The 26,348-nt window shown below is 61.1% G+C and carries 24 protein-coding genes, 1 tRNA gene and 1 pseudogene; 10 read left to right on the top strand and 16 right to left on the bottom strand.

The window, feature by feature from the left end; all coding sequences use genetic code 11:
- Both ACTCHC_RS08380 and ACTCHC_RS08385 read left to right on the top strand, forming a co-directional pair.
- On the top strand, positions 1–375 hold a 375-nt coding region (locus ACTCHC_RS08380), incomplete at its 5' end, for an SDR family NAD(P)-dependent oxidoreductase (RefSeq protein WP_463022030.1).
- 36 nt (positions 376–411) lie between these two features.
- The gene (locus ACTCHC_RS08385) at positions 412–1,218 is read left to right on the top strand and encodes an SDR family NAD(P)-dependent oxidoreductase (protein WP_463022031.1); all 807 of its coding nucleotides are present in this window, start codon (positions 412–414) and stop codon (positions 1,216–1,218) included.
- A 26-nt stretch (positions 1,219–1,244) separates the two neighbouring features.
- On the opposite strand, the gene ACTCHC_RS08390 is transcribed toward ACTCHC_RS08385, so the two are convergent.
- From ACTCHC_RS08390 to ACTCHC_RS08420, 7 genes are all read right to left on the bottom strand, one after another.
- Positions 1,245–1,997: an SDR family NAD(P)-dependent oxidoreductase gene (locus ACTCHC_RS08390; protein WP_463022032.1), complete on the bottom strand. Its 753-nt coding sequence runs from the start codon at positions 1,995–1,997 to the stop codon at positions 1,245–1,247.
- Between the two features lie 33 nt (positions 1,998–2,030).
- Positions 2,031–2,492 (bottom strand): MaoC family dehydratase, encoded by a 462-nt coding sequence (locus tag ACTCHC_RS08395; protein ID WP_463022033.1) that lies wholly within the window; start codon positions 2,490–2,492, stop codon positions 2,031–2,033.
- Positions 2,492–3,667: an acetyl-CoA C-acyltransferase gene (locus tag ACTCHC_RS08400; RefSeq protein ID WP_463022034.1), complete on the bottom strand. Its 1,176-nt coding sequence runs from the start codon at positions 3,665–3,667 to the stop codon at positions 2,492–2,494. The genes ACTCHC_RS08395 and ACTCHC_RS08400 overlap by 1 nt, the downstream gene beginning before the upstream one ends.
- Positions 3,668–4,588, bottom strand: coding sequence for an SDR family NAD(P)-dependent oxidoreductase (locus tag ACTCHC_RS08405; protein WP_463022035.1), 921 nt, complete (start codon positions 4,586–4,588; stop codon positions 3,668–3,670). It abuts the gene before it with no gap.
- Positions 4,589–4,678: 90 nt separating this feature from the next.
- Entirely contained in the window at positions 4,679–5,953 is a 1,275-nt protein-coding gene (locus ACTCHC_RS08410; RefSeq protein WP_463022036.1) for a TetR/AcrR family transcriptional regulator, read from the bottom strand.
- Between the two features lie 48 nt (positions 5,954–6,001).
- Positions 6,002–7,780, bottom strand: coding sequence for an acyl-CoA dehydrogenase (locus ACTCHC_RS08415; protein ID WP_463022037.1), 1,779 nt, complete (start codon positions 7,778–7,780; stop codon positions 6,002–6,004).
- An 804-nt stretch (positions 7,781–8,584) separates the two neighbouring features.
- Complete coding sequence (locus ACTCHC_RS08420; protein ID WP_463022038.1) at positions 8,585–8,908, bottom strand: hypothetical protein; 324 nt, start codon at positions 8,906–8,908, stop codon at positions 8,585–8,587.
- A 211-nt stretch (positions 8,909–9,119) separates the two neighbouring features.
- On the opposite strand from ACTCHC_RS08420, the gene ACTCHC_RS08425 reads away from it, so the two are divergent.
- From ACTCHC_RS08425 to ACTCHC_RS08445, 5 genes are read left to right on the top strand one after another with little or no spacing between them, the layout of a single operon-like run.
- Positions 9,120–11,498 carry a TonB-dependent receptor gene (locus ACTCHC_RS08425; protein ID WP_463022039.1) on the top strand — a complete coding sequence of 793 codons (2,379 nt, stop codon included), beginning with the start codon at positions 9,120–9,122 and terminating at the stop codon, positions 11,496–11,498.
- 32 nt (positions 11,499–11,530) lie between these two features.
- A complete protein-coding gene (locus ACTCHC_RS08430) occupies positions 11,531–12,214 on the top strand; it encodes a Fe2+-dependent dioxygenase (RefSeq protein ID WP_463022040.1) in 684 nt (227 codons plus the stop codon).
- Between the two features lies 1 nt (position 12,215).
- Entirely contained in the window at positions 12,216–12,995 is a 780-nt protein-coding gene (exbB, locus tag ACTCHC_RS08435; RefSeq protein WP_463022041.1) for a tonB-system energizer ExbB, read from the top strand.
- Between the two features lie 9 nt (positions 12,996–13,004).
- Complete coding sequence (gene exbD, locus ACTCHC_RS08440; RefSeq protein ID WP_463022042.1) at positions 13,005–13,457, top strand: TonB system transport protein ExbD; 453 nt, start codon at positions 13,005–13,007, stop codon at positions 13,455–13,457.
- Positions 13,454–14,278 carry an energy transducer TonB family protein gene (locus ACTCHC_RS08445; RefSeq protein WP_463022043.1) on the top strand — a complete coding sequence of 275 codons (825 nt, stop codon included), beginning with the start codon at positions 13,454–13,456 and terminating at the stop codon, positions 14,276–14,278. Before exbD ends, ACTCHC_RS08445 begins: the two co-directional genes overlap by 4 nt.
- A gap of 184 nt (positions 14,279–14,462) precedes the next feature.
- Here the strand turns inward: ACTCHC_RS08445 and ACTCHC_RS08450 are convergent.
- The 5 genes and pseudogenes from ACTCHC_RS08450 to ACTCHC_RS08470 all read right to left on the bottom strand — a co-directional run.
- Positions 14,463–14,597: pseudogene (locus ACTCHC_RS08450) on the bottom strand (IS3 family transposase); the annotation flags it as partial.
- A 10-nt stretch (positions 14,598–14,607) separates the two neighbouring features.
- A complete protein-coding gene (locus ACTCHC_RS08455) occupies positions 14,608–14,823 on the bottom strand; it encodes a hypothetical protein (RefSeq protein ID WP_463022044.1) in 216 nt (71 codons plus the stop codon).
- A gap of 212 nt (positions 14,824–15,035) precedes the next feature.
- Positions 15,036–17,483 carry a CaiB/BaiF CoA-transferase family protein gene (locus ACTCHC_RS08460; protein WP_463022045.1) on the bottom strand — a complete coding sequence of 816 codons (2,448 nt, stop codon included), beginning with the start codon at positions 17,481–17,483 and terminating at the stop codon, positions 15,036–15,038.
- 632 nt (positions 17,484–18,115) lie between these two features.
- Positions 18,116–18,201: transfer RNA gene (locus ACTCHC_RS08465), tRNA-Leu, on the bottom strand.
- A 116-nt stretch (positions 18,202–18,317) separates the two neighbouring features.
- Complete coding sequence (locus tag ACTCHC_RS08470) at positions 18,318–18,884, bottom strand: tetratricopeptide repeat protein (protein WP_463022046.1); 567 nt, start codon at positions 18,882–18,884, stop codon at positions 18,318–18,320.
- 85 nt (positions 18,885–18,969) lie between these two features.
- On the opposite strand from ACTCHC_RS08470, the gene ACTCHC_RS08475 reads away from it, so the two are divergent.
- On the top strand, positions 18,970–19,710 hold the full coding sequence (locus tag ACTCHC_RS08475) for a rhomboid family intramembrane serine protease (protein ID WP_463022047.1): 741 nt from the start codon (positions 18,970–18,972) through the stop codon (positions 19,708–19,710).
- Positions 19,711–19,712: 2 nt separating this feature from the next.
- On the opposite strand, the gene ACTCHC_RS08480 is transcribed toward ACTCHC_RS08475, so the two are convergent.
- Both ACTCHC_RS08480 and ACTCHC_RS08485 read right to left on the bottom strand, forming a co-directional pair.
- A complete protein-coding gene (locus ACTCHC_RS08480) occupies positions 19,713–20,501 on the bottom strand; it encodes an inositol monophosphatase family protein (protein ID WP_463022048.1) in 789 nt (262 codons plus the stop codon).
- Between the two features lie 106 nt (positions 20,502–20,607).
- Positions 20,608–21,513: a LysR family transcriptional regulator gene (locus ACTCHC_RS08485; RefSeq protein WP_463022049.1), complete on the bottom strand. Its 906-nt coding sequence runs from the start codon at positions 21,511–21,513 to the stop codon at positions 20,608–20,610.
- Between the two features lie 99 nt (positions 21,514–21,612).
- Between ACTCHC_RS08485 and metF the strand changes: the two genes are divergently transcribed.
- Together metF and ACTCHC_RS08495 are read left to right on the top strand one after the other, a co-directional pair.
- Positions 21,613–22,479: a methylenetetrahydrofolate reductase [NAD(P)H] gene (gene metF / locus ACTCHC_RS08490; protein WP_463022050.1), complete on the top strand. Its 867-nt coding sequence runs from the start codon at positions 21,613–21,615 to the stop codon at positions 22,477–22,479.
- 3 nt (positions 22,480–22,482) lie between these two features.
- Positions 22,483–22,974, top strand: coding sequence for a PaaI family thioesterase (locus ACTCHC_RS08495; RefSeq protein ID WP_463022051.1), 492 nt, complete (start codon positions 22,483–22,485; stop codon positions 22,972–22,974).
- Here the strand turns inward: ACTCHC_RS08495 and ACTCHC_RS08500 are convergent.
- Both ACTCHC_RS08500 and ACTCHC_RS08505 read right to left on the bottom strand, forming a co-directional pair.
- Positions 22,971–24,050 carry a DUF2235 domain-containing protein gene (locus ACTCHC_RS08500; protein WP_463022052.1) on the bottom strand — a complete coding sequence of 360 codons (1,080 nt, stop codon included), beginning with the start codon at positions 24,048–24,050 and terminating at the stop codon, positions 22,971–22,973. The two genes, ACTCHC_RS08495 and ACTCHC_RS08500, sit on opposite strands and share 4 nt — an antisense overlap.
- Entirely contained in the window at positions 24,037–26,334 is a 2,298-nt protein-coding gene (locus ACTCHC_RS08505) for a xanthine dehydrogenase family protein molybdopterin-binding subunit (RefSeq protein WP_463022053.1), read from the bottom strand. Before ACTCHC_RS08505 ends, ACTCHC_RS08500 begins: the two co-directional genes overlap by 14 nt.
- Positions 26,335–26,348 lie beyond the last annotated feature (14 nt).

A 26,348-nucleotide genomic window follows, 5' to 3' on the forward strand; every position in this document is an offset into this window, starting at 1 on the left:
CCCCATATGCGCGAGCGGAAATTCGGACGCATCATCAATACCAGCTCGGTCGCCGCGCTGGGTTCGATCGCCGGGACCAGCTATTGCGCGGCCAAGGGAGCCATCGAGGCGATGACCCGCACGGCGGCGGTCGAACTGGCGCGTCACGGCATCACCGTCAATTGTATTGCGCCGGGGATCGTCAACACCGGCATGTTTCAGGCCCAGCCCGAAAAGGCCCGCACCCATATGATCGACCGAACCCCGATGCGCCGCGGTGGTGAGCCGATGGAAATCGCTGCGGGCTATCGTTTTCTGGCCTCGGCCGATGCAAGCTTTGTCACCGGCCAGACACTGTATATCTGCGGCGGCGTTTCAGTCGGAGACTTCAATTGAACGGCCGCCTTTGGCCTGCCGGCGCGGGGATCAACGATGCTTGATTATGGCCTGAAAGGCGCGGCGATAATCATTGCGGGCGGCGCATCCGGCATTGGCCGCGCGATTGCCGGCCTTGCGGTTCAGCAGGGCTGCAAGGTCGGGCTGATCGACGTCAATGCCGCCAACCTGAAAACTGCCCTGGCCGAACTGGCCACAGGCGGCGCGACCGTGGCGGGACATTGCCTGGATGTCCGTGATGAGGCTGCCATTTGCGACGTGATCGCGCTGTTTGAAACCGAACTGGGGCCAATCGATGGCTTCGTGAATTCTGCGGGGATAAGCCGTCCGCGCCCGGCGGTCGATCTTACAGCCGACGATTGGGCGGCGGTGATGGATGTCAATTTGGCGGCATCATTTTTTTTATCGCGCGAGATCGGCCGACGCATGATCCCGCGTGGCAAAGGGTCGATCATTATAATTTCATCGATCGACGGGTTTGGCGGCCATGCCGCCCGCACGCATTATACGGCTTCGAAATACGGCATATTGGGGCTGGTGAAATCGCTGGCCATCGAATGGGGCCGCTTTGGCATCCGGGTGAATGCCCTGTGCCCCGGCATCGTTGATACACCGCTGCTGCGCGGTAATATCGCGGCCGATCATATTGAAAAGGTGATGGAGGACCGCATTCCCATGGCGCGCCTGTCCACAGCCAGCGATCAGGCCAAGGCCGCGTTATTTCTGCTGTCAGACGCGGCCGGCTATGTCACTGGAACCAGCCTGCTGGTCGATGGCGGGCTGACAGCGGGATATCTGACGCATCTTAACGGTGCCGATTGGGGAAACGGTGCGCCGGTATGATGATACCGCCGCGCTGAACCGCGGGCCTATAACGACGACAAAAGATGCCCACCATCCACCGGTAGATCAATGCCGACAATATGGCTGCCCGCATCCGAACACAGCAACAGCAACGGCCCTTCAAGCTGGCTCAGAACACCCAGTTTCTTGACCGGAACGCGGTCAATCATCGCCTTGCCCTCATCCGTTTCGAAATAGTCTCCTGACATCTCGGTTTCGAAATATCCGGGGCACAGGGCATTCACCCGAATGCCAAAAGGGGCCAGATCCAGCGCCATGATCTTGGTCATCTGAGACAGTCCTGCCTTTGATGCAGAATAGGCCACCAGACCATGGGACGCCCGCAACGCGGTTATCGACGAAATATTGACAATTGCCCCCTTGCGGCGGTCGGCCTTCATCTGTTTGGCGACGGTCTGTGCCACAAAAAACGCGCCACGCAGGTTCGTGTTCAGGGTCTTGTCCCAATCTTCTGGCGATACGCGCAGCGAATTGCCCAGCGTGGCCACACCTGCATTGTTCACCAGAATGTCGATGCCCCACGGCACCGACGCGATGGCGGCCTCTATGGAATCGGTATCCGTCACATCCAGCTTGATGGCCACAACCTCGGCCCCTGCCTGCGCCAGTTCGGTGCGCAGATTTTCCAACGCATCAACCCGCCGGGCGGCGATGGCGATACGGGCACCATACCGCGCGAACACCCGCGCAAAGCTGGCCCCCAGCCCGCTTGACGCACCCGTAATCAGCACGGTTTTACCTTTTATATCCTCAAACATCTGCGTCCTCTCAATTTTGTGCCGCCAGAACGCCTAGACGAACAGCAATATCAGCCACTCTGCGACCAATGCGGGCTTTTCCTGGCCTTCGATTTCGACGGTGACCCCAAGCACAAGCTGAACCTGATCCGCACCACGTTTGCTTAATGCCTTCAGGTCGAAATGCCCCCGGATTTGCTTGCCGGTTTGCACAGGCGAAAGCATCCGAACCGAATTGAAACCATAGTTCACCGACATATCGGCGCCCTCGATCTGCCCGACGGCATCGTCCAGCAGAAATGACAACATCGACAGCGTCAAAAACCCATGGGCGATGGTGCCCCCGAACGGCGTTTGCACCGCGCGTTCGGGATCGGTGTGAATATACTGCCAGTCATGCGTGGCATCGGCAAAACGCGACACGGTATCCTGATCCAGCAAGAACCACGACGACACCCCCAGTTTCTGACCGACCAGCGCCGTCAGCCCCGCGGCATCCAGACCCCTGCCCGCCATTACAGCACCTCGAACAGGCCAGCCGCGCCCATTCCGCCGCCCACGCACATGGTCACGACAACATATTTGACGCCGCGCCGCTTGCCTTCGATCAGCGCGTGGCCAACCATCCGCGCGCCCGACATCCCATAGGGATGGCCAATGGAAATTGCGCCGCCGTCAACATTCAGCAATTCGTCCGGAATGCCCAGCCTGTCGCGGCAATAGATCACCTGCACGGCAAATGCCTCATTCAACTCCCACAGGCCGATATCGCCGATGCCCAGCCCGAACCGTTTCAGCAATTGCGGCACCGCGAAAACCGGACCGATGCCCATTTCATCCGGTTTGGTCCCCGCAACCGCCATACCGACATAACGCCCAAGGGGTGCCAGCCCCCGCTGTTCGGCCAGCTTGGCCTCCATCACCACGCAGGCCGAGGCACCATCCGAAAGCTGACTGGCGTTGCCCGCAGTGATAAAGCTGTTTTCGCCCCGCACCGGCTTTAACCCAGCCAGGCCGTCCAGTTTCGTATCGGGGCGATTTCCTTCATCGGTGTCCAGTGTGACCTCTTGCTGCGACACAGCACCAGTGGCCTTGTCGACGACGGTCTTGGTCGTGGTAACCGAAATAATCTCATCGTGCAGCCGTCCGCCAGCCTGGGCGGCGGCGGTGCGTTGTTGTGATTTCAGGGCATATTCGTCCTGCGCCGCGCGGCTGATACCATAGCGCGCGGCCACGATTTCGGCGGTGTCGATCATGGGCATGAACATGTCGTCATGCATCGCCACCAGTTCCGGGTCCATATCCACACGCAGCCCGTCGGTCTGGACCAGCGATATGGATTCCACACCCCCCGCCAGCACGACATCCATGCGATCGACGATCACCTGTTTGGCGGCGGTGGCAATGGCCATCAGTCCCGATGAACACTGGCGGTCCATCGTCATACCCGGCACTGTGACAGGCAGCCCCGCCCGCATCGCCGCTGTGCGGCCTATCGTATGCTGAAACCCCTGCGGCAAGGCGGCACCGATGATGCAATCGTCAATCTCATCTGGCTGTATGCCGGCCCGCGCGACGGCGGCGCGGATCGCATGGGCCGCAAGACTGGGGGCCGGTGTTGCGTTAAAGGCGCCGCGATAGGCCTTGCCGATCGGCGTGCGGGCCGTAGAAACGATAACTGCATCGCGCATTCACATATCCTCTGTGCCAATGTTAAACCCGGCCTTGGCCAGCTCATGTTTGCTTTGGAACAGGGCATCGCCCGGCACGAACTGCCCCGACGCATCCTGTAGTTGCGCTAGATGCGCCAGAATTTTTTCACCCACATCGTCACCGGCACCAAAATGGGCGCCCTGCGTCAGCGTGATCTGCGAAATTTCGAAACTTCCCGCGCCCGCGCAAATGACAGTTTTCGAGGGCGCACCGTCCGACACCATCGCCAGAACCGCGGGGCTGACCAGCGACGGATCAAGCGCATCCAGCTGATCCTGCGGGATAACACCTTCCATCATGCGCGTGGCGGCGGTTGGCGCCAGGCAATTTACCTTGATGTTATATTTGGCACCTTCCAGCGCCAGCGTATTCATAAGGCCAACCAGTGCGGCCTTGGCCGCCCCGTAATTCGACTGGCCGAAATTGCCGAACAACCCCGACGACGACGTCGTGAAAACAATGCGGCCATAATTACGCGCGCGCATCCCGTCCCAGACCGCCTTGACGCAATGTACGGATCCCATCAGGTGCACATCGACAACCGCCCTGAAATCTTCAAGCTCCAGCTTGGCGAAGGTTCTGTCGCGCAGGATGCCCGCATTGGCCACCAGAATATCGACACTGCCCCAACGGCTTTCCGTTTCCGCCATCATCGCGGCCACCTGTTCGAAATCCGTAACCGATGCCCCATTGGCGACCGCGATACCGCCCGCGGCTTCGATTTCCGCAACAACGGCCTGTGCCGCCGAAACGGACCCACCGCGCCCGTCAACCGCGCCGCCCAGATCGTTGACAACCACTTTGGCCCCGCGCCGGGCCAGCAACAACGCGTGCTGTCGGCCAAGCCCGCCGCCCGCGCCGGTGACAACGGCAACCTTTCCGCTCAGGTCAATCTTCATACCATCCCCCCACTTTGCCGCCCCGGCGTCAGAACCACGTCGGAATCCACTGCAATTTCCCATTGCAATACCTGCTGTGTCGGACTCAAGTCAACTTTTTTGTTTATTGGTACCACTTTTCCAATAGGTGCGATTGACCAGCGCGGCAAGGTCACGCGCGAATTCGCGCCGGACCTGCGCAAGGTCGGCGGTGTTCGATCCTGTGGCCAAAATCCGGATCAATTTTCCAATGAAAAGCGCCTGTGCAAGCAGCCCGTCCAGCGGCCCGGCCCCGGCATCAAGCATCTGAAATACCCGCTGCCATGCGCGCGCCTGATCAGCGATGGCCGTCCAGACCTGCCCGCGCAGCGCGGGTGACCGGGATGCCTCCAGCCAGATCGCATAGCTTGCAATATTCTGCGGCCCGAACTCGGTCACTTCGCGCATAAAGATCGTGGCGGTGACGTCTATAAGTTGGTCCAGATCCAGCGCGCTCAACACATTGCCGGTGATGGTCTGCCGATAGCGCTCCTTGGAACTGGCAAACAGCGCAATTTGGGCTTCACGCAGCAGCGCCGCTGGCGTGTCAAAATAATAGGCAGGTGCTGCAGGCGTCAGACCCGATCGCCTGGCGATCAGGCGATAGCTGACAGCGCCGGGCCCCTCTTCCAGCAGAATGCCGATTGTTTCGTCGATAATGCGCTGTCGTGTCGCCTGCGCCTTGGGTGTGGCACGGTGCGGGCTGGGCTTGCCCTGTGCGGGCAGCGCGTCGGGTCGCGCCCAGCGCGTGAACGGGTCGGCATCATCTTGCAAAACCGCGTCCACATCGTCTGGATCAAGCTCCAGCGCCAGCACCATCAACAACAGGCCGATCGCCAGATCAATGCCCGAACGCGCGGTCGCGCCGGGGTCATGTTCACCATGTGCCTTTGCGATATTGGCCCAAAGCCTGTCCAGCATGGACGACCATTGCCGCGCCAATTGCATATTCTGTGGTTGGCGGACGGCATCCAGCAGGATTTCCATCCAGGCCAGATTGCCCGACCTGTGGCGGCCTGCCGAATTACGGATCAACCGCGCCATGAAATCCTGAAAATCCCGCGCACCTTTCGGCACGGCCCCGGCGCGATCTGCGGCCCTGGTCAGCAAATCCACATAGCTGTCCAGAATTGTGTTCGAAACATCGGCCACAATGTCGAATTTGCTTTTGTAATAATAGGTGGTAGCGGCAAGGGATACCCCCGCATCCTGCGCGACAGATCGATGCGTCAGCCTTGCAAGCCCCTGATCCGCAATTACTTTTGTTGCGGCGCCGACGATATTACGTCGGGCTTCGTGCGATCTGCCCTGCGTCGCGGCGCGCCCGCGCACCGGCAAATTCTGCATGCCGCGGGTCATATCGGCACAACGTTGCCCCGCAGGGGCGCGCCCCAGTCAGGGCCGAAACGCAAGGCAGGTATCGTCCAGCGCGGCAACCAATGCGAACTTCTGCACCGCCCCGGGCAGTTCATACCGAAAGAAATACCGACACGCGGCCAGCTTGCCACCATAAAACCCATCGCCCTGTTCCGCGCCCTCCGGTTGGCGCATCGCGATGGTTGCCTGCCACAGCCACAGCCACCCGACAACCACTTGCCCAAACGCGTCCAGATAGAGTGTTGCATTGGCAAGCCCCAGATTAAGATCATCACAGGCCGCCACGACCTGCGTGGTATTGCGAAGGGCGGCAATCGCGGCCTCCAGGTCGTCAGCCTCGCGCGACAGCCCCGGCACAGATCGGGCCTGCGCAATCGTCGCCTGAACACGGCCAAGCAGAATATCAACCGCCGCGCCATCCTTTGCCCGAACCTTGCGGGCCAACAGATCAATCCCCTGAATCCCATAGGCACCTTCGTGGATATGGTTCAGCCTGTTGTCGCGATAATATCGTTCAACCGGATAGTCGCGCGTGTATCCATACCCCCCCAGAACCTGAATGGCATATTTATTGGCTTCCAGACAATATTCCGATGGCCAGCTTTTGACGATGGGCGTCAGCAGATCCAGCAGCAATCCCAGTTCTGCCCTTTCAGCCTCGGTCTTGGCCACCTTTTGGCCATCCACCAGCAAGGCGGCAAACGCCACCAGCGCCTGCCCGCCCTCGGCCCAGGCCTTTTGTGCCAAAAGCATACGCTTGACATCGGCATGTTCAAGAATCGGCACCTGCGCCGACAGCGGGTCTTTGTTCTGCGGGTGCCGGCCCTGCGGTCGTTCACGCGCATATTCCAGTGAATGCAGATACCCAGCCTGCCCCAGCACAACCGCCCCGTGCCCCACCAGAATGCGCGCCTCGTTCATCATATGAAACATATAGGACAGGCCCTTGCCGGGCTCGCCCACGATTTCACCGATACACGCGCCACCCTCACCGAAATTGAGCAGACAGTTGACGGTGCCGCGCTGACCCATCTTGTGGTTCAGGCCGGCCAGCGTGACGTTGTTCCAATCGCCCAGACTGGCGTCTTCGTTCACGCGGTAGCGCGGCACCACAAACAGTGAAATTCCCTTTACACCCGGCGCACCCCCGGGAATTTTTGCCAGAACAAGATGCAGGATATTATCGGAAAGCTCGTGATCGCCGCCCGATATCCACATCTTGCTTCCGCTCAGGTCATATCGCCCGTCGCCGCGCGGCACGGCCTGGGTCGTGATATCTGACAGCGATGAACCGGCCTGCGGTTCGGACAGGCACATGGTTCCGAAACACCTTCCATCCAGCATGGCGGGCAGGAACCGCCGTTTTTGATCGTCGGAACAAAAGGTGCTGATCAGATTGGCATTGGCTGCGGTCAGAAAAGAATAATTGGCCAGGCTGATATTGGCGCCGCTGAACATGCCATTCGCCAGCGCGGTGATGATATAGGGAAGTTGCAGCCCGCCCGCATCTTCGTCCAGACCGCAGGCAAACATGCCCGCGTCGGCATAGGCCTGAATGGCCGCGCGCGCCTCGGGGATGATATCAACCTTTCCATCCCTGAATTTCGGCTCGTTCGCGTCCAGCTTGGCCGCCAGTGGCAAATAGTGTTTTTCGGCAAGATTCTGCGCTAAATCCAGCAGCGCGTCAAAGGTTGTACGGTCATGCTGCGCATAGCGCGGATGGGCTGTCAGGCTGTCGATCTCAAGCATTTCATACAGCAGAAAATCAAGATCGCGACGGTTTACAAAGGCTGACATAATCCCCCTCCGGTGATGAACGGCATTGCCTCGGATAAATCATCACTGCGGATCGCGCAAGTTTTTATGTATATGTACTACTTTTTCCGCCGCCGGACATTGCCCGGTGACGGCGCAAAATTCGTCACGAACCGTACGGCGGCAGACGCCATCACGTTGCAAAGACCTGCGCCACCCGGGGGATGCAAACTATGTCTGATCATCGCCCGTATAAAAGCGCGGATCGACCCGCTTTATCACCGGTCCGTCAAGCGCGAGCGCCAGACAGGACCCATAATGCGGCGGCTGCTCGGCAGTTTGCTGCTTCCATCGTCCTGGCGGCACCCCGATCTGGCATGTGAGCACACGGGACCCAGCAAGGGTCAATCTCAGCCGGCATTGTCATCTTCCGGTCTGCCTTCGTGCCCGATCTAGCCGGCAAAACGACATTCCTGTCCGCCTTGACGACAATCCCATCCGGCAAAATGGTCGGGTTTCTTGGCAAATTCCATCCCTGCACGTTGGTCACCTTGCGCCACCGGAGGGCCGAAAAACTACAATAATACATATATTATATTTATTTATCAAAGTATTACTTAGAATTTCGCCTGCATTTCTGGCGAGACCGGCTCGCTCTGGACTGGCTCCACAGCCAAGCACTTCCTGATTTCACCGCCGGTCCATGGTCACGCGCAATAGTCGCTTGCTTTCGGGCGTTTAGCGAGGTGCAGTTCCCTCGCGGACACATGGCGGGGTCGAAAAGCGCCCTAATACGGGCCCAAGCCTCTGTTTACGATTCCGGCGGTACGCGTATGTGCCTGCGTATCAGAGTGCTGCAAACGCCACGCGCTGCTCTGACCAGAGCGTGGGGAAGCCCGTCTTGATCAAATAGCCCGATGTCAGCCCCTCGGGCTGCTTGCCCGCCACAATCGCGTCAAGAATATCCGAGGCCAGCAGCGCGAGATCCACCACATCCTGCATACGCCGCTTTAATGTTCCCTCACGCTCTGCGATCTCGCCAAAGCTCTTGCCGCCAGTGATCATCGCCAGCCGGTGGCGGGCTTTGGCGATATTGCCGATCGGGCTTGCATCAATTGCGGCGAGGCTCTCCCCCAGATGCAGTTTCAGCTCGACGCCGCGCCGGCGCATCCGGAACGGGGCATCAATGCAATTGTCGCTATCGAGATCAATGAGCCCATCGCCAAAAACATTCTTGACTGTATTAGTCGGCTTTAGTAGTTCCGGTATCGAAGCAAGGTAATCCCCAGCCAGAACTTAGAAAACGCGCGAAGGCTCTGGCGGCCTGAAAGGATTACTTATGTCCAGTACGAAGATCCCCGTTTCCCTGCGGGGCGCAAACATGCCTGCGAGCAGCTCACGCCGATTTGCCCTGGTTGCGGCGGCGTCGATCAGTGCGGCCGCGCCAGTGGCAGCGCAGGATACAGCCAACACCGGCGTTATATTGCTGCCAACGGTCGAGGTGGAAACCTCCGAACCCGTACCCGCCCCCGGCGCAACGGCGCCACGGCAGGCGCAGACGGTCGCGCCCCGAACGGCCGCCGCGCAGCCCGACCCCGCGGCCCAATCCCAGCAGACGGCCACGCCGAAGGCGGGCACCGGCGGGCGGTCCGCCTATGCCGATCCCGAAGCACCTTACAATGCGCAAAGATCAGGAAATTCCCTGCTGCCGCAACCATTGGCCGAAACTGCACGCACTGTCACCGCCGTGACCCAGCAGGCGCTTGAGGACAAGAACGCCACATCTGTCCGGGAACTGGCGCGCACGACACCGGGCATCACGCTGGGAACTGGCGAGGGGGGCAATGCCTTTGGGGATGTCTTCTTTATCCGGGGTTTCCGCGCCTCGAACGACATGTTCGTCGATGGCCAGCGCAATGCCGGCGTCAGTGTCAGCGAAACCTTCAACGCCGAGCAGGTCGAAGTGACCAAGGGCCCGACAGGATCAATCGCCGGGCGCGGCACCACCGGGGGCGCGATCAATGTCGTGTCGAAATCGCCGCAGCATGAGGATTTCATCAACGCCAAGACGACCGTCGGATCGGCGGATCTGTGGCGGCAGACCTTCGATATCAACCATGTCTGGAACGACAGCCTGCGGACACGGCTGAACCTGATGGCACAGAAATCGGGCGTGGCCGGCCGCGACAACGTCAAGGATGACCGCAGCGGTATCGCCCTGGCCGCCGAATATGACGCAAGCGACCGGCTGATGTTTTCGCTGGATGTATCGCATACCGAATTCAGCGGCATTCCCGACTGGGGTGTTCCGTGGGATCCGACGAACGGCATTCCCTTTACCGAACCCGCTGCCGGTCGGCCAAAGCTGGATCGCAGCACCTTTTATGGCAATCCGGCGCGCGATTTTCACGATGCGACCCAGTCAGTTCTGACGCTGGGGGCGGAATATCAGCTGACACCGCAAATGCTGCTGACATCCAGGCTGCGCACGGCGCGCTCGGTCAATGACTATGTTGTGTCTGCCCCCGAACGCCCCGACACCACCGCGGCCGATCCTGCGCTCTGGACGCTGCAGGCCTCACCCAAGAACCGCAAGCAGACCAATGATATTCTGTCCAGCCAGACAGAGCTGTCCTTTGATGCGCAGTCGGGCCGCGTTCGGCACGAACTGGTTCTGGGTCTTGATGCAACGGCCGAACGGGTTGACCAGCAATCCTATCAGGGCCTGTCAACCGAGGTCGGCGGCGGCACCGCGCCCGATGTGGGCAGCCTGCAAAGCTGCACGGTGACCATATATGATCCCGATATCGGCAGCTGCGTCGTGCAGGCGCCGGTTCTGGCGCCGGACCTGACGGAAACCGATGTGAATTCGTTGTCGCTCTATCTGAACGATACGATGACCCTGCGCGATGATCTGATCCTGAACATGGGATTGCGGCTTGATCACTATGAGATCCAACGCAGCCGCGCATCGGGCGGGACGACGACGGTGCTCAGCCGGTCGGATACGTTCGTGAACGGCAATGTCGGGCTGACTTGGAAGTTGCGCGAAAACGGCATGGTCTATGCCTCTGTCGCGACATCGACCGACCCGATGGGGCAAAGTCTGGATGCGGGTGGCGGCAGCTATGGCGGCCTGGATTCGGCCAATGTCAACTTTCCGCCTGAACAGAACCTGGCGTTTGAACTGGGCACCAAGTGGACGCTTGGCGAACTGCTGCTGTCGGCGGCGGTGTTCGAAACGGTCAAGCGCAATGCCATCGAGACATCTGGCCGCGGCGCAACGGCCACGGCAAGCGCCACCGGCAAATACGCGATACGCGGGATCGAGCTGGGCCTGTCCGGCAATCTTACCGAACGGCTGAGCCTGTTTGGCGGCGCCAGCGTGCTGGACAGCCGGATCCTTGCCAGTTCCGATCCGGCCAATCTGGGGCTTGATCTGGCCAATATCGCCCATCAGCAGTTCAACCTTCTGGCCAAATATCAGATGAATGACCGCTGGAGCATCGGCGGACAGGCAACATGGCGCGGGCGCATCAAGGGCGGGACCATGGCCGCCAGCAACGGCAATACCCTGCCCGGCTATTGGCGTTTTGACGCCTTCACCGAACATGAACTGGTCGACAATGTCTTGCTTGCATTGCGCGTCGATAACCTGTTCGACACGACCTATTACGATGCGCTCTACCGCTCGGGCAGCCCGTTTGTCTATGTCGCGCCGGGGCGGTCCGTATCGGCCTCGATCAGCTTTACCTTCTGACCATTCCCGCAACAGCCACCGAAAGGGTCGCCATGCTGATCACAATTCCCGACATATTGGATACCGCTGAACTGCGTGGGATCCGAGAGATCCTTGATCAGGCCGAATGGCGCGACGGGCGCGAGACCGCCGGCACCCAATCGGCGCAAGTAAAGCGCAACCTGCAAATCCCGCTCGATTCACCTGTTCTGCCGGAATTGCAGGGGCGTCTGGTGCGCGCGCTGACATCCCACCCCACCTGGATGTCGGCCGCGCTTCCGGCGCAGATCCTGCCGCCGCTGTTCAACCGCTATGAAGGCGGACAGGATTTCGGGATTCATGTGGACAACGCAATACGGGTGGTGCCCGGCGAAGGGCGTCAGATCCGCACGGACGTGTCCTGCACACTGTTCCTGTCGGAACCCGAAGATTATGACGGCGGCGAATTGATCGTCGAAGGCCATTATGGCGCGCAAAGCATCAAGCTGCCCGCAGGCCATGCCGTCGTCTATCCCGCCACCAGCCTGCACGAGGTCACCCCCATCACGCGCGGGGTGCGGATCGCCTCGTTCTTCTGGGTTCAATCAATGGTGCGCGACGCCGCCCGGCGCGAATTGCTGTTTGATCTTGATTCGTCGATCCAGTCATTGACCCGCACATTGGGCACCAACGCGGCCGACGTCGTGCGACTGACCGGGATCTATCACAACATGATCCGCCAATGGGCAGAGGTCTGAGATGGCAGATGCATCAAGCAATGAGGCGATCATCGGCTGGAGCCGGGATCTTGGGTTGAACGGGCTGGCCGCCAGGATGGAAGCCGCAGCGCAAGGCGATGCCTTGACGCCGTTGTCGATGTTCATGGACGCCGACTGGGTGGTGAAGTCTGTCATGCTGGGCCTGTTCGCCGCATCAATTCTGGCCTGGGCGATCTGGTTTGCCAAGCTGGGCCAGCTTGCGCTGGCCAACCGAAACCTGGCGCGATGCTATGGGGCATTGGACACAGGCGGCACGCTCGACAGCGCAAACGCCACACGGGGTGCGATCGGGCGGATGATCGCCGCCGCGCAGGGCGAAAGATCCCTGGCCAGGGATCTTCCGGCCGAGGGTATCAAGGAACGCTGCGCGCTGGAGTTGACGCGGATCGAAGCCGGCGCAGGGCGCGCCATGCAATCGGGTGCCACCGTGATCGGCACCATTGGCGCCACGGCACCGTTCATCGGGCTTTTCGGAACGGTCTGGGGCATCATGAATGCCTTTGTCGGCATTGCGCAAAGTGGCACCACCGACTTGTCGGTCGTCGCACCCGGCATCGCCGAGGCCCTGCTGGCCACGGCCATCGGGCTCGTCGCGGCCATCCCGGCGGTCATCCTGTACAATCACCTCACGCGCGTGATCGCAGCCTATCGTGCCCGTTTGGGGGATGCCGCGGCGCTGGTATTGCGGTGCCCGTCGCGTGATCTGGACCGGGAACGCCACGCCCAGCGTCCCCAGCACCTGCCCCTGGCTGCCGAATAGGAACGCGCAATGGCTGTCAAACTTGCCGGTGCCGACGATGATCTGCCCGCGAATGCCGATATCAATATCACGCCTTTTATCGACGTGATGCTGGTGCTTTTGATCATCTTCATGGTCGCAGCCCCATTGTCGACCGTCGATGTGCCGGTCGAATTGCCGGTTTCCTCTGCCCAGGCTGCGCCTCGCCCGCAGGAACCGGTCATCGTCACGGTGACAAAGGATCTGAACATCCTGGTTGGCGAGCAAGAGGTCACGCTTTCAGACATGCCGATGGAACTGGATATCGTAACCGGCATAGATCGCGATTCCCGTATCTATATATCGGCCGACCGCGCGGTATCCTATGGCGACATGATGGCGGTCATGAATGCCATGCGCGGCGCCGGATATCTGAAGATCGGGCTGGTGGGATTGGCGGATGATCAGCCTGACAAGGGTCCGGCACAGGCGGTGCTGGAATGACTTTGGCCTATCGCTATGGCGCCGCTAGCGGCCCTGCCCTGATCGCGGGCGTGGCGCTCAGCCTGGGGGTACATCTGGCCGTGGCGAATTACGGCATTGGCGATGGGCCCCTGCCCGAGCCGGACCACCAAAGGCCCAACCTGCAAGGGCGCGAATTCATTGATCTGGCGCCGGTCGAAATGCTTGCCGCCGCACCGCAAAACGACCTGCCTGAGGGCCCGCCCGCCGATGACAGTCAGGCCGCCATTCAAAGCCCGGAAGAAACCGCCCGGGTCAAGGCCGCGGATACACCATTGCTGGCGCAGACCCCCTATCAGCCCGATGACCCGGAACTGAGCTTTCGTATCGCCACCCCGACACAAGAGGATGAAGAAAACCACGAGGCCACCCAGATCCCTACCGAAATTCAGGAAGAAACAGTGGATCAGGGCGCAGTCGAAAGCCGGGCCGCCGCCCCGGCGGCAAGCGCCGGGCAAGATCGCAAATCCGGCGCCACCGAAGAGGAAATCGGACTGTCCGCGCAGGACACGGCCCGGATCAACGCCTGGCAGAAAGAGCTGGTGCTGGCGATTGCCGCAGCCAAGACCTATCCCCGCGCCGCACGAACCGCGCGGGCTTCGGGCACTGTGACGGTGGCGTTCACGCTCGACCAGCGCGGCAGCATCCTTGGTGCAAGCATTCTGGAAAGCTCGGGATGGCCAGTGCTGGACAGCGCGGCCCTGGCGCTGGTGGACGGATTTGACCGATTGCCCGCGCCGCCTGCGGCGATGGGCCCCGGCCCCTTCGACCTGCGCATGCCTGTCAGCTATGTGTTTCGGTGATAACATGATCCGGCGCATCGCGCTCTTGTCGATCAGATCGCGCGCATCCGGGTGACATCTTTTGCGGCAAGACGGTTCGCAGAAACGGGTTTTCTGCGTTCCTTTTCTGATGGTTGTGGTCTTCTTCAGACATTCTTCATGGACTGGCAATAATGAACGATCGAACATAGGCACCGCCGCTGACCAGCCGTCGCATCTCGTCCGGCAGCAGACCGCCGTACTTGTTCTTCCAATTGAGACAGGTCGCCTGGCAGATCCACGCGAGGGGGCTGCCCTCTTCTGCTTGCTTCAGGCCAAACGCCTTTCGCGCTTGCTTCAATCCCTATCCTTCATGCGATTTCGCTCATCTCCCAGCCGAGAAATCCAAGCGGGAAAGTCCAGTTCCAGGCGGTCCAGCTTTCAGGGGACACATCACCCCATACAGGCCCGGCTTCAAGCTCTACGATCTTCTTGGACACCTCATCGGAAAATCTGACTTCAGTCAGCCCATCGGCTTTCAGGTTTTCCAGATTGACAACCTCTGCGGCTTCATAAGTCTCAAGCACCTTGTTGAGAGACCCGGGAACGTCGCGGGCCAGCAGATCCTGGTACTGCTGCGGCAGGCCGTCGTGGGCGGCTTGTCCTTACCCATCAGTTCATAGCCAGAAAACAGCAAACACTGTTGCAATATCCACCATGATGTTTTCGGCCGGGTGAGTGCGATAGACCGAAGCGATCAGTCTTTGACCAACTGATCGCTTCGGTTCATGGTGATTTTTCAGGTTCTGCGCGCCACCGGTTCTACAGCGAACGGCGCCGCATGGTTGAGCTTTTCAACGATGTGCTTTGTCGGCTGCAGCCCGCCAACAAGCGTCGGCTTGTCCAGATCGATCTTGCCCCAGAAATCTTTCGACTGCGGGGTGTTCAGGATCGGCGCTTCGCCGATTGCAACGACTTTCTCGCGCAACAGCTCTCCTATGCGGGGCTCGAACCCATGTTCGGACAGCACGTCCAGAGTGTCCATGCCGGGGCGACGCGCTGCAAGGACAGTCGCCGGCCGCTGAGAGGACTCGTATACCTTTAGGCCAATGCCAAAGGCGCGCCCGATCCCCGGATGTTCGACCGCGGCGATATAGCCATGTTGCGCCACATAGGCGTCATTCGCCAGCTCGGACAGACTATGGTGCCGCTGTGCACCAATGCCAGCCTCATTCAGGGCCGCCACACAGTCTTGTGCCGGTATCGTTGCGAACCTGGCCTCCAGCCAGGGTTCAAGGTCGCGCTCATCCGGCAAGGCCGCCCCGTCAAAGAGCGTGCAGTTTTCAAGCAGCCGCCTGCCGTCTGCACGTCTGGCCGACATATAGAACCACGCATCCGACGCGCGGTAGAGTCGGTTGAAAAGGTGCCAGCCGCGCGCCGCCGGTCCAGCCGGTTCATCCCAGACCCGGCCAGCATAGCCAACCATGAACGGCAGCTGGTGCAATGTGGCCGTGCGCGACAGGGCGCTGTTCACATCCTGACCTTCGCCGGTGCGATAGCGGTCCAGCAAGGCCAGCATGACGCCGAATGCATGCAGATGGCCCGAGGCATTGTCATTCAGATAGGTCGAAACAACCTGCGGATCGCCATCGCCCCCTGCACGGTGGCCCATCCCGGTAACCATCTGGCCCAGCATGTCATGCCCGCGATATTCGGCACGGAACCCTCCGCGCGAATGAAGGGACATGGTGGACACGATCACCGACGGATTGAACTTGCGCAATGTTTCGCTTGCCAGCCCCAGCTTTGCGGCTGCGGGCGGGGTAAAGTTATGGTGGACGATATCCGCATCCTTCGCCAGCGCATGCAGGACTTCCTGCCCCTTGGGGTTTTTCAGGTCCAGGAACATCATGCGCTTTCCGGCGCTGACGGTGCGCATGCCGATAAAGGCCACCTCGTCATCCGACAGCGGATCGAATTCGCTGTTCGCCACCTCGACGCGGTCGATCTTGATCACCTCGGCGCCATATTGCGCCAAAACCCGCGCGGTTGTGGGGCCCGCCAACAGGCTGGAACAGTCCAGAACCCGGATCCCGTCCAGCGGCAAGCCCAAGGCGCCCGTGGCCAGTTTCGGGTCCGCCAGCGGCGGTGCCAGCCAGTCAACTTTGGTGCCCGGGGCAGGGTCATTTTTTCCACGTCCCCACCGCACGCTTGGCCGGGTGCGCGACAGCAGCGCCGGATAGCCAGCCTGCACAGTGGGGCCGAATTCGGCATCGTCAACCTTGACCAGGGTCTCGCTTTCAAGGGCGTGCTTGTCCGACAGCCAGTCGGGCAGGCTTTGCACCAGACCGAAAGCACCCTTGATTTCCTCCTGGCAGATCCGCTCCCATTCGATGCCGGGTTTTTGCAGGATCAGCGCGTCAAGCTCTTTCGAAACCTCTGCCAGTTCTGCCGCGCTCATTTTCAGCAGTTTGCGACCGGGCAGATACCGGTCCAGCAATGCCTGTAGCCCGCGCAGAGGTGAATCAAAGTAAATATAGTTGCCGTCGGCCGCGCGGCGCATTTTCATGATTGGCGCAACGCGCGCCAAAAGCGCGCCATCAAAGCCGCGCGAGGCGGGCATTTCGGCATAAAAGCCGATGCCCTGAAAACAGGCCTCATACAGTGACGCCTCGATGATCTGACCGCGCCCGCTTTGAACGCGTGACAGCAACGCCGCCGCAATACGGTGCGCGGCGACGAAGGCGCCATAGTTTGACGCCAGCGGCAACGCGGTAAACACCGGATCGCCCGCCGCGAAATTCGGGCTTGGATAAAGGCCCGCGGCCGAGGCGACCACGCCTTCCCAGGCTGGCATATCCGCGCGCGGGTCATCGGATGCAAAGCCCGGCATGGCGCACCAGATCAAGCGCGGATTGGCGTCAAGAAAGCTTTCTGCGCCCAGCTTCAGCCTGTCCATCACGCCGGGGCGAAAGTTTTCGACCACTATATCGGCGGTTTCGACCAGTCGGCGCGCTTCGGCCCGTCCGGCATCTGTTTTCAGGTCAAGCGTGATAGACCGCTTGCCACGATAGAGCGCGGCATTCGCCGGATGATCCCAGCGCGGCCCGCCAGGAGGGTCGATGTGAATGACATCGGCGCCATTATCGGCAAGAAACATGGCGACCATCGGCGCTGCAAGGTACTGGCCGAAATCGACCACCCTGATCCCGTTCAATGCGCCCAATGTGGAACGACCGTCTTTCATATATACTCCCCCCTTTTTTCAAACATGGCCCGGCCTATACCGCCGCGTATGTGCGATCTATCCAGTTTCGGAATCGCGCAATCCAATGATGGAATCCCATTCCGATGTGAAACATGACAAGAACCGCAACAGATAGCAATGTTGGCTTGGCCAGCCGCTTCAACTGATGGTTTTCTGACGGTCCTCTGTCTTCCATAATCAACTCAAGTTACTGACAGCGCTTGAGATTATGGAAGACATTCGTGACGCCCCCGCCCGTATGAAACACAGCTTTCCCGCCCGCAAGTTGTGCCGGAGTATCTCGACGCGGCTGGGTGCCGGTGTTGACAGGTATTCCGGTCCAGGGTCTCGAAATCATGTGCACCCGTCGCCAAGGCCCTGTCTATTGCAAGATTGGCCGCAGCGTTCGTTATATCGTGATGGATTCCGGCCAATGGCCGCGCATGGTTCCAATGTCCACTGTCGGGAAAGGCGCAAACTTTGCAAAGCATGCCTCTGTCCATATCTGCCGCTCGATCAAGCCGCAGCGGACGACAGAATTCCGCCGTTGGGAACTCATCCGCGTTCGATCAGACCTTTGGCAAAGTCGAAGGCAGCCGTATCGACAACATGTTGTTTGAATGTGATTATGTTGGTGCGGGCGGTGGGACTCGAACCCACACGGGCATACGCCCCTCAGATTTTAAGTCTGGTATGTCTACCATTCCATCACGCCCGCACGGCGCCTTCGGCCCGCATGGGGCCGAGTAATGTCCTAGCGGGCGGTGCCTGGGATGACAATTCGCTTGTCGGGTCAGGCGTCGTTTTTCAGACGGCGGGAACCGATGCCGGGGCTCAGATATCCTTGTCTCTGGCTGGCTGCAGCAATCTGCGTTCGGGCAGCCAGGGGTTCAGCGCCAGCGCGCTGCGCAGCATGCCCTGTGCGGCCTCGTTGCGACCGGCGCTCATCAGGCTCAGCGCCAGCCCGGCCCGCGCGGCGAAGTGGTCAGGGCGAAGTTCCAGTGCACGCTCCAGATCGGGGATGGCGGCGGCATAGTCGCCGCGCAGAAAGCTGATAAAGGCGCGCTGGTTATATCCTTCGGCATAATCGGGACAATAGGCCACCAGATCATCCATGGCCTGCGCCGCAGCCGCCAGATCATGGGCCGCGCGGCGTTCCATCCCGCGATCCAGCAGCGCCTGCGCGTGGGGATCGGGGGCCAGCGTCCATAATTGCCACATCTGGTTGGTCAGGGCGCGTGCCGCTTCTTCGTCGGTGGCATTGCGCAGCGCCTGCAGGATCGGGCCAGCCTGTTCTGCGATCGGGGAGGCAGCGGGGCATGTCTGTTGCGGGGCGGTGTCGGCCAGCGCCGCCGTGGCGATCAGCATCGGACAAAAGACATATGCGATCCAGCTTTGCATGGGTTTATGCAGCCATGCCGGTTGTGTTTGGTCAAGCCTGACATTGGTCACTTGACCCGAATGTGATTGTGGGCAAGCGTGGCGCATGTTTCCGATCCGTGACCATAACCCATCGCTGCGCCGGCCCTATGTCACCTATGGGCTGATCGCGGCGAATATACTGGTCTTCCTGTCCTATTGGCCGCTTTTCGCGGACCAGGCCCAGCTTGGCAGCTTTTTCAGCAACTGGGCGCTGATCCCGGCAGCCCTGTCGCAGGGCCAGATGTGGCATGGGCTGGTCACCTCGATGTTCCTGCATGGGGGGCTGATGCATCTGGGCGGCAACATGCTGTTCTTGTGGATCTTCGGCGACAATCTGGAGGACGAACTGGGCCACCTGCCTTTTTTGGGCTTTTATCTTGCCTGCGGCATCGGCGCGGGACTGGCGCAATATCTGGCGGCCCCGTTTTCGATGATCCCCACGGTGGGGGCATCGGGGGCGATTGCCGGGGTCATGGGGGGCTATCTGCTGATGTTCCCAAGGGCGCGGGTCGATGTGCTGTTCATCTTCATCATATTCTTCCGGATTTTCCCGCTGCCGGCCTGGGTGATGCTTGGCGTGTGGTTCGCGCTGCAACTGTTCAGCGGCGCAGGCAGCAGTGCCGATGTCGGAGGCGTGGCCTATTGGGCGCATGCGGGCGGCTTCGTAATCGGGCTGGTTCTGATGCTGCCGACATGGCTGCGCAGGGGCGGGCCCGCCTATTGGGGCCGCACCCATGGCCATCCGCCGCATCCAGATGCGCGGTATCGGCGCACGACGATCCCGGTGATTCCGCGGCGACGCTAGGTTCAGCTGTTGCGAATGACCGCCGCAAAGGCATCATGCATGCCGGAATTCGCGGCAATCACACCGCCATCCTCGATTACGCTGGCGCCTTCGCGGATCGGGCTGACAAACCCACCAGCCTCGCGCACGATCAGGATGCCGGCGGCGATGTCCCACGGTTTCAGCCCGCGTTCCCAATATCCGTCATAGCGGCCGGCGGCGACATAGGCCATATCCAGCGCCGCTGATCCCCAGCGCCGCACCCCGGCACAGCGTGGCATCAGCCGGGCCATATCCTGCAGGGTATGGGGCAGATCGGGCCGCCCGCCAAACGGCACGCCCGTGGCGAAGATACATTCGATCATGGTTTTGCGCCCTGATACGCGCAGGCGTGTATCGTTGAGCCAGGCCCCCGCCCCCTTTTCGGCGATGAACATCTCGTCCTTGGCGGCGTCGAAAATCACACCGGCGACGATTTCGCCCTTATGTTCCAGCGCGATGGAAATCGCCCAATGCGGCAGGCCGTGCAGGAAATTGGTGGTGCCATCCAGCGGATCGACGATCCAGCGGCGGGTGGGGTCGGACCCGGCAACCGGTTCGCTTTCCTCGCCCAGCCAGCCATAGGTGGGGCGTGCGTCCATCAGCATGTCGCGGATGATCTTTTCGGCGGCGATATCGGCGCGGCTGACGAAATCGCCCGCGCCCTTGGAAGATACCTGAAGGTTCTCGACCTCGCGGAAATCCTTGACCAGGCTGCGCCCGGCCTTGCGGGCTGCGCCAATCATGACGTTAAGGTTGGCACTGCCTTGCATCGGGGTCTCCTGTGGTCAGGCAGCGCGTATACGCCGTGATGGCCCCGTTGCCAAGACCGGGCCGCCGGGGTCAATCCCGATTTTTCTGCGAAAAATCGCAACCCCGTCAGGCGCGTTGCAGTTTCACCGGTTCGGTTCGTGCCAGGCGGATGAAATGCGCGATGAAGGGCTTGGTGGCATCTTCGTCGCGGGTGGCGGCATACATGCGCCGGGTGATGCCCTGCGCGGTCAGCGGGCGGGTGATGAAATCGCTGTTGTGGCGCGCATCGCGCACTACCCAGTCGGGCAGCACGGCCACGCCCCGCCCGGACGCCACCAGCATCAGGATCACCGCCGTCAGTTCCACCTGCCGGACGGCACGCGGTTCGATCTTGGCGGGGGCCAGCAATTCGCTGAACACATCCAGGCGCGCGCGGTCCATCGGATAGGTGATCAGCGTCTGGTCGGCGAAATCCACGGCGTCGACAAACGGCTTGGCCGCCAGCGGATGGTTTGCGGCGGCCACGAACACCGGCGCATAGTCAAACAGCGGCGTAAAGGTCACGCCGTCGATGTCTTCGGGATCGGATGAAATCACCAGATCCAGCTCTTCGCGTATCAGCGCGGGCAATGCGCCAAAGGACAGGCCGGGGCGGATATCGACATCAACCTCGGCCCAGGATTTGCGAAACTCCTCAAGCACCGGCAGCAACCAGTCGAAACAGGCATGGCATTCCATCGCGATATGCAACCGCCCCGATTTACCCGAATGCAACGACCGGAATTCTTCCTCGGTCGCCGCCACCTCGGGCAGCACCCGTTCGGCCAGCCGCAGCAGCTTCATCCCCGCCGCAGACAGCTTCAGCGGCTTGGATCGGCGCACGAACAGCTCCATTCCGACCTGATCTTCCAGCCCCTTGACCTGATGCGACAGCGCCGATTGCGTCATGTGCAGCTGATCGGCGGCGCGGGCCAGCCCGCCCGCCTGATGGATGGCCCGGATCGTACGCAGATGCCGAAGTTCCAGGTGCATATCGCCGCCATTTTCATATTGGTGTTGAGAATTATGAATTTGTTTCACATCTAATTCCATGCGACAAGGCATGTCAGAAAAATCAGACCGGATGATAGTATGCCCGCGCCGCGCGTTTCCTTTGAATTCTTTCCACCTCAGTCGTTAGAGGCCAGTTTCCGGCTGTGGGATACCGTGCGCGCGCTGGCGCCGCTGCGTCCGGAATTCGTGTCGGTGACCTATGGCGCGGGCGGCACCACCCGCAAGCTGACCCATGACGCCGTGGCCACGATTCACGCCAATTACGGGTTGAATGTCGCCGCGCATCTGACCTGTGTCGATGCCAGCCGGGCCGAAACGCTGGATATCGCCCACAGCTATGCCGATGTCGGCGTGACCGAGATCGTCGCCCTGCGCGGCGACCCGCCCAAGGGCCAGGGCAGCTTTACCCCCCATCCCGACGGATTCGCGGATTCGGTCGAGCTGGTGGCCGCGCTGGCCGAAACCGGCAAGTTCAAGATTCGCGTCGGCGCCTATCCCGACCCCCATCCCGAAGCGCGCGCGCCGGGGGATGATGTGCGCTGGCTGAAACGCAAGATTGATGCGGGTGCATCATCCGCGATCACCCAGTTCTTTTTCGATACCGATGCGTTTTTCCGGTTCCGCGACGCCTGCGCCGCCGAAGGCATCGCCGCGCCGATCATTCCCGGCATTCTGCCCATCGAAAGCTGGACCGGCGTGCGCAAATTTGCCACTCGCTGCGGCGCGCTGATCCCGGCCAAGCTGGATCAGGCTTTTGATGATGCGATCGCCAAGGGGCGCGAGGCCGAACAGGCCATGGATTTCGCCACCGACATGTGCACCCGCCTGATCGCTGGCGGCGTTCAGGATCTGCATTTCTATACGCTGAACAAGCCACACCTGACCACGGCCCTGTGCAAGGCCCTGGGCGTCGAGGTCGATAAATCCGTTGAAAGGGTGGCCTGAACCATGACTGATCGCCCCATCGCCAAAGGCGTCGAAGACCTGCTTGGGGAAGAGGAACGCCGCGCCCTGACCGGGCTGGAATATCTTCAGGCAAACCTGCGCGGTGAATTGCCCGCCGCGCCGATCTGCACGCCCATGGGGTATCGTCTGACCGCAGCCGAAGAAGGCCGCGTCGTTTTTTCGGGCGCGCCCGGGTTTGATCACATGAACCCCAAGGGCGCGGTTCATGGCGGCTGGTATGGTGTGCTGCTGGACAGTTGCATGGGTTGCGCGGTGATGTCGCGCCTGCCGGCCGGCACCGGGTTCACCACGCTGGAATACAAGGTCAATATCATCCGCGCCATTCCTGCCGGAACCAGCGTCGATGCGATCGGCATCTGTGATCATGCGGGCCGGTCCACCGGCGTGGCCACCGGGCAGATCGTCGGGGCCGATGACGGGCGGCTTTACGCCACCGGATCGACCACCTGTCTGATCGTGAAGGGCCGGTTCTAGGCCCGGCTGGGCCCCGCCAGATCGGGATGCGGGTCGATCTGCCCCGCATCGCCATCAGGCCCACGCACCGAAGAGTGCAAGGATTCAGACGCATCCAGCCCGACCTTGCGCCGGCGGCGCAGCAGAAAAAACTTGCCCCAGCCACGCATCGTGCCCACCGACGGCGCGGTTACATCGCAGGGAAAGCGCGAGCGCCAGCCAGTGGGCAAAGGCACATTGCAGCTTTCCAGCCGCTCCAGCATCCAGACCAGCGAAATATTCGCAAGCGGGCGCGCCGCATCGAAACCAAGGATATGCCCGCCCACATCACCATGAGTGCCGCGAAACCAGACCTGTTCCAGCCGCCCCTGCCAGCCGGGGCGGCTGTGCCACATCACCGGTGCGAAGACCACGCGGGTTTCATCCAGGGCCAGCGCATGAAATCCGTGGCGCACATTGCTGCTCAGATCATGGCTGTGGAAGGCATGGTTGGGTTCGGTCAGCCGCCACAGCAACGGCAATCGCAGCCCCAGCGCCTTGACCGTATCCCACAGGCCGATCATCTCGATCTCGGTGCGGGGATAGCAAAAGGCGGCTGAAAACGCTGCCGAGGCCGCGCTGTGGGCACCGGCCTGATAGTGACGATAGGCCTGCACCACATTTCGTTCGGTCGCATGGCGGGTCTGCAGCAGGCCCACCATATCAATCACCCCCGCCAGCGAGCGCGCGGCATAGGCCCCGCGCGAAAAGCCCATCAGCACGATCCGGTCGCCGGGATGATAGCGCGACGCCAGATAACCATAGGCGCGCCGAATCTGCCGGTTGATGCCACGCCCGACGATCACGTGATGGGCGTGGCGCCAGTCCAGCCATTGAATGCCCGCCTCGTAATAGACTGATACATCAGCCTGAGGTGGCAATTCGCAAAGCAGTTTATAGGTCTGGCCGGCATGGGTTTCCATGCCCTCTTCCAGGGTCGACATGGTGCCGTCCAAAATCACGACATGGGTGATAGGATCGCGGGTAACAACGCGCCGGCGGGTTTCGGCGCGTCGTCTGCGCCGCAGCCAACCCCATATCCGTTCAGTCAGCCCCACCTTTCGCCTCGTTCAGCATCGCCCAGACCCGGCTTGGGGTGAACGGCATATCGGCCACGCGCACGCCTTCATCCCACATCGCATCCAGCGCCGCATTGGCCACCGCCGCCAGCGCCCCCACGGTACCGGCCTCGCCGCAGCCTTTCATGCCCAGTGGGTTGGCCGTCGATGGCACCGGTTCGGTCGTGAATATGACCGGCGGCATATCGGTGGCGCGCGGCATCGCGTAATCCATGAAGGTCGCGGTCAGCAACTGGCCTTCATCGTCGAACACAGCGCGTTCGCAGATCGCCTGGCCGATGCCCTGGGCGATACCGCCATGAACCTGACCCTCGACCAGCATCGGATGCACCAGATTACCGAAATCATCCGTGACGGTATATTTCACCACCTGCGTTTCACCGGTTTCCGGATCCACCTCGACCTCGGCCACGTGGCCGCCATTCGGATAGGAACGGCCCGGCAAGGCATAGCGCGCCTGATGCACCAACAGATCGGCGCGGTCTTGCGCGCGCGCCATTTCGGCGGCTTCCAGCAGGGACGGTGTCTGGTTGGACCCATCCGCGCGGAAGCTGCCTTCGTCGAATGAAACCGCCTCTGGAGTCACCCCCAGTTGTTCGGCAACAAACGGGGTAAAGGCCGCGACCATCTGCTCCACAGTGACCAGCGTGGTATTGGCCTGCGTGGTGACAGACCGCGACCCGCCCGTGCCGCCCCCGCGTTCAATCCGGTCGCTGTCGCCCTGCACGATCGTGATCCGATCCACCGGTATCCCGGTGCGATCGGACAGGAACTGCGCATAAACGGTTTCATGCCCCTGCCCGTTCGACTGGGTGCCGACATAAAGGTTCACACCGCCATCGTCACGAAATTCGATCTTGGCCCCCTCGGTGGGGTCGCCCAGAATGGATTCCACATAATAGCTCAGCCCGATTCCGCGCAATTTTCCGCGTTCTGCCGATGCGGCCTTGCGTGCGGCGAACCCTTCGACATCGGCTGTCTTTTCCAGCGTGGCCACGACGCGGTGAAAATCACCCACATCATACAGTTGATCCGAAACGGTGCGATACGGGAAGGCATCGCCCGCGATGAAATTCCTGCGGCGCAATTCCCACGGCGACACGCCCAACTGGCGCGCAGCATAGTCCATCATCCGCTCCAGCGTATAGATCGCCTCGGGGCGGCCAGCCCCGCGATAGGCGCTGGTCGGATTGGTATTGGTATAAACGCCTTTGACCCCCAGGAATGCATCCTGAATGTCATAGGTGCCTGTCAGCACCATCGAGAACAGATAAGACTGGATCATCTGCCCGTAGCCGGAATTATACGCGCCAAGATCAGACAGGTTTTCAACGCGATAGCCGATGATCTTAAAGTCTTTGTCAAAGGCCAGCGCCGCGTCGGACACAAGCGCACGCCCGCCGTAATCGCTCAGCATCGCCTCGGTCCGATCAGACATCCAGCGCACCGGGCGGCCCAGCGCGCGCGCCGCCAGCGCGACCGAAAAAAATTCGGGATAGGGCGAGGCCTTCATTCCGAAACCGCCACCCACGTCATTCGTGGTCACGCGGATATCTTCGGGGTCCATTTTCAGGTGCATCGCAAGGGCGGCCTTGATCGCCCAGACCCCCTGCCCGCCGAATGACAGATGCAGCCGCTTGCCATCCCATTCGGCAAAGGCGCCGCGCGGTTCTAGCGCGTTCACGATGATCCGGTGATCGTCGATACGGGCCTTGACCACGTGCGCGGCGCGGGCAAAGGCCGCGTTCACGGCCTCTTCGTCACCCAGCGCAAAATCATAGGCGACATTTCCCGGCGCCTCGGGGTGAATTGTCGGGCCACCGGGGTTCAAAGACAGCGATACATCCAGATCGTCATAGTCGAATTCGATCAGCTCGGCCGCGTCCTTGGCCTGCGCCAGCGTGTCGGCCACGATCAGGGCAATCGGTTCGCCCACATGGCGCACACGGTCGACAGCCAGGAAGGGGCGCATCGGCGCCGCGCCCTTGGTGCCGTCGCGATTGGTGTTCAGCGTTCCGGGCATGTTCAGTTCCGCGCCCATGTCCAAGGCATCCCGCGCCGTCAGAACCATATGCACGCCGGGGGCTGCACGCGCGGCCTCTACATCCAGCGTGGTGATCTGCCCATGCGCCACCGGCGAGCGAAAGACGAAGCCGAACAGCGCCCCTGCGGGCACGGTATCGTCAATATATTGCCCCCGGCCCGTCAGCAGGCGGTTGTCTTCAAAGCGGGTGGTTGTCTGGCTGTTTCCGAATTTGTTCATGATGACCTTCGCAC

Source organism: Actibacterium sp. (genome assembly GCF_055134745.1).

Bases quoted from the DNA above. Each gene is read 5' to 3' on its own strand.
- ACTCHC_RS08385 (WP_463022031.1), top strand. From the start codon at position 412: ATGCTTGATTATGGCCTGAAAGGCGCGGCGATAATCATTGCGGGCGGC.
- ACTCHC_RS08390 (WP_463022032.1), bottom strand. From the start codon at position 1,997: ATGTTTGAGGATATAAAAGGTAAAACCGTGCTGATTACGGGTGCGTCA.
- ACTCHC_RS08395 (WP_463022033.1), bottom strand. From the start codon at position 2,492: ATGGCGGGCAGGGGTCTGGATGCCGCGGGGCTGACGGCGCTGGTCGGT.
- ACTCHC_RS08400 (WP_463022034.1), bottom strand. From the start codon at position 3,667: ATGCGCGATGCAGTTATCGTTTCTACGGCCCGCACGCCGATCGGCAAG.
- ACTCHC_RS08405 (WP_463022035.1), bottom strand. From the start codon at position 4,588: ATGAAGATTGACCTGAGCGGAAAGGTTGCCGTTGTCACCGGCGCGGGC.
- ACTCHC_RS08410 (WP_463022036.1), bottom strand. From the start codon at position 5,953: ATGCAGAATTTGCCGGTGCGCGGGCGCGCCGCGACGCAGGGCAGATCG.
- ACTCHC_RS08415 (WP_463022037.1), bottom strand. From the start codon at position 7,780: ATGTCAGCCTTTGTAAACCGTCGCGATCTTGATTTTCTGCTGTATGAA.
- ACTCHC_RS08420 (WP_463022038.1), bottom strand. From the start codon at position 8,908: ATGCGCCGGCGCGGCGTCGAGCTGAAACTGCATCTGGGGGAGAGCCTC.
- ACTCHC_RS08425 (WP_463022039.1), top strand. From the start codon at position 9,120: ATGCCTGCGAGCAGCTCACGCCGATTTGCCCTGGTTGCGGCGGCGTCG.
- ACTCHC_RS08430 (WP_463022040.1), top strand. From the start codon at position 11,531: ATGCTGATCACAATTCCCGACATATTGGATACCGCTGAACTGCGTGGG.
- exbB (WP_463022041.1), top strand. From the start codon at position 12,216: ATGGCAGATGCATCAAGCAATGAGGCGATCATCGGCTGGAGCCGGGAT.
- exbD (WP_463022042.1), top strand. From the start codon at position 13,005: ATGGCTGTCAAACTTGCCGGTGCCGACGATGATCTGCCCGCGAATGCC.
- ACTCHC_RS08445 (WP_463022043.1), top strand. From the start codon at position 13,454: ATGACTTTGGCCTATCGCTATGGCGCCGCTAGCGGCCCTGCCCTGATC.
- ACTCHC_RS08460 (WP_463022045.1), bottom strand. From the start codon at position 17,483: ATGAAAGACGGTCGTTCCACATTGGGCGCATTGAACGGGATCAGGGTG.
- ACTCHC_RS08470 (WP_463022046.1), bottom strand. From the start codon at position 18,884: ATGCAAAGCTGGATCGCATATGTCTTTTGTCCGATGCTGATCGCCACG.
- ACTCHC_RS08475 (WP_463022047.1), top strand. From the start codon at position 18,970: ATGTTTCCGATCCGTGACCATAACCCATCGCTGCGCCGGCCCTATGTC.
- ACTCHC_RS08480 (WP_463022048.1), bottom strand. From the start codon at position 20,501: ATGCAAGGCAGTGCCAACCTTAACGTCATGATTGGCGCAGCCCGCAAG.
- ACTCHC_RS08485 (WP_463022049.1), bottom strand. From the start codon at position 21,513: ATGCACCTGGAACTTCGGCATCTGCGTACGATCCGGGCCATCCATCAG.
- metF (WP_463022050.1), top strand. From the start codon at position 21,613: ATGCCCGCGCCGCGCGTTTCCTTTGAATTCTTTCCACCTCAGTCGTTA.
- ACTCHC_RS08495 (WP_463022051.1), top strand. From the start codon at position 22,483: ATGACTGATCGCCCCATCGCCAAAGGCGTCGAAGACCTGCTTGGGGAA.
- ACTCHC_RS08505 (WP_463022053.1), bottom strand. From the start codon at position 26,334: ATGAACAAATTCGGAAACAGCCAGACAACCACCCGCTTTGAAGACAAC.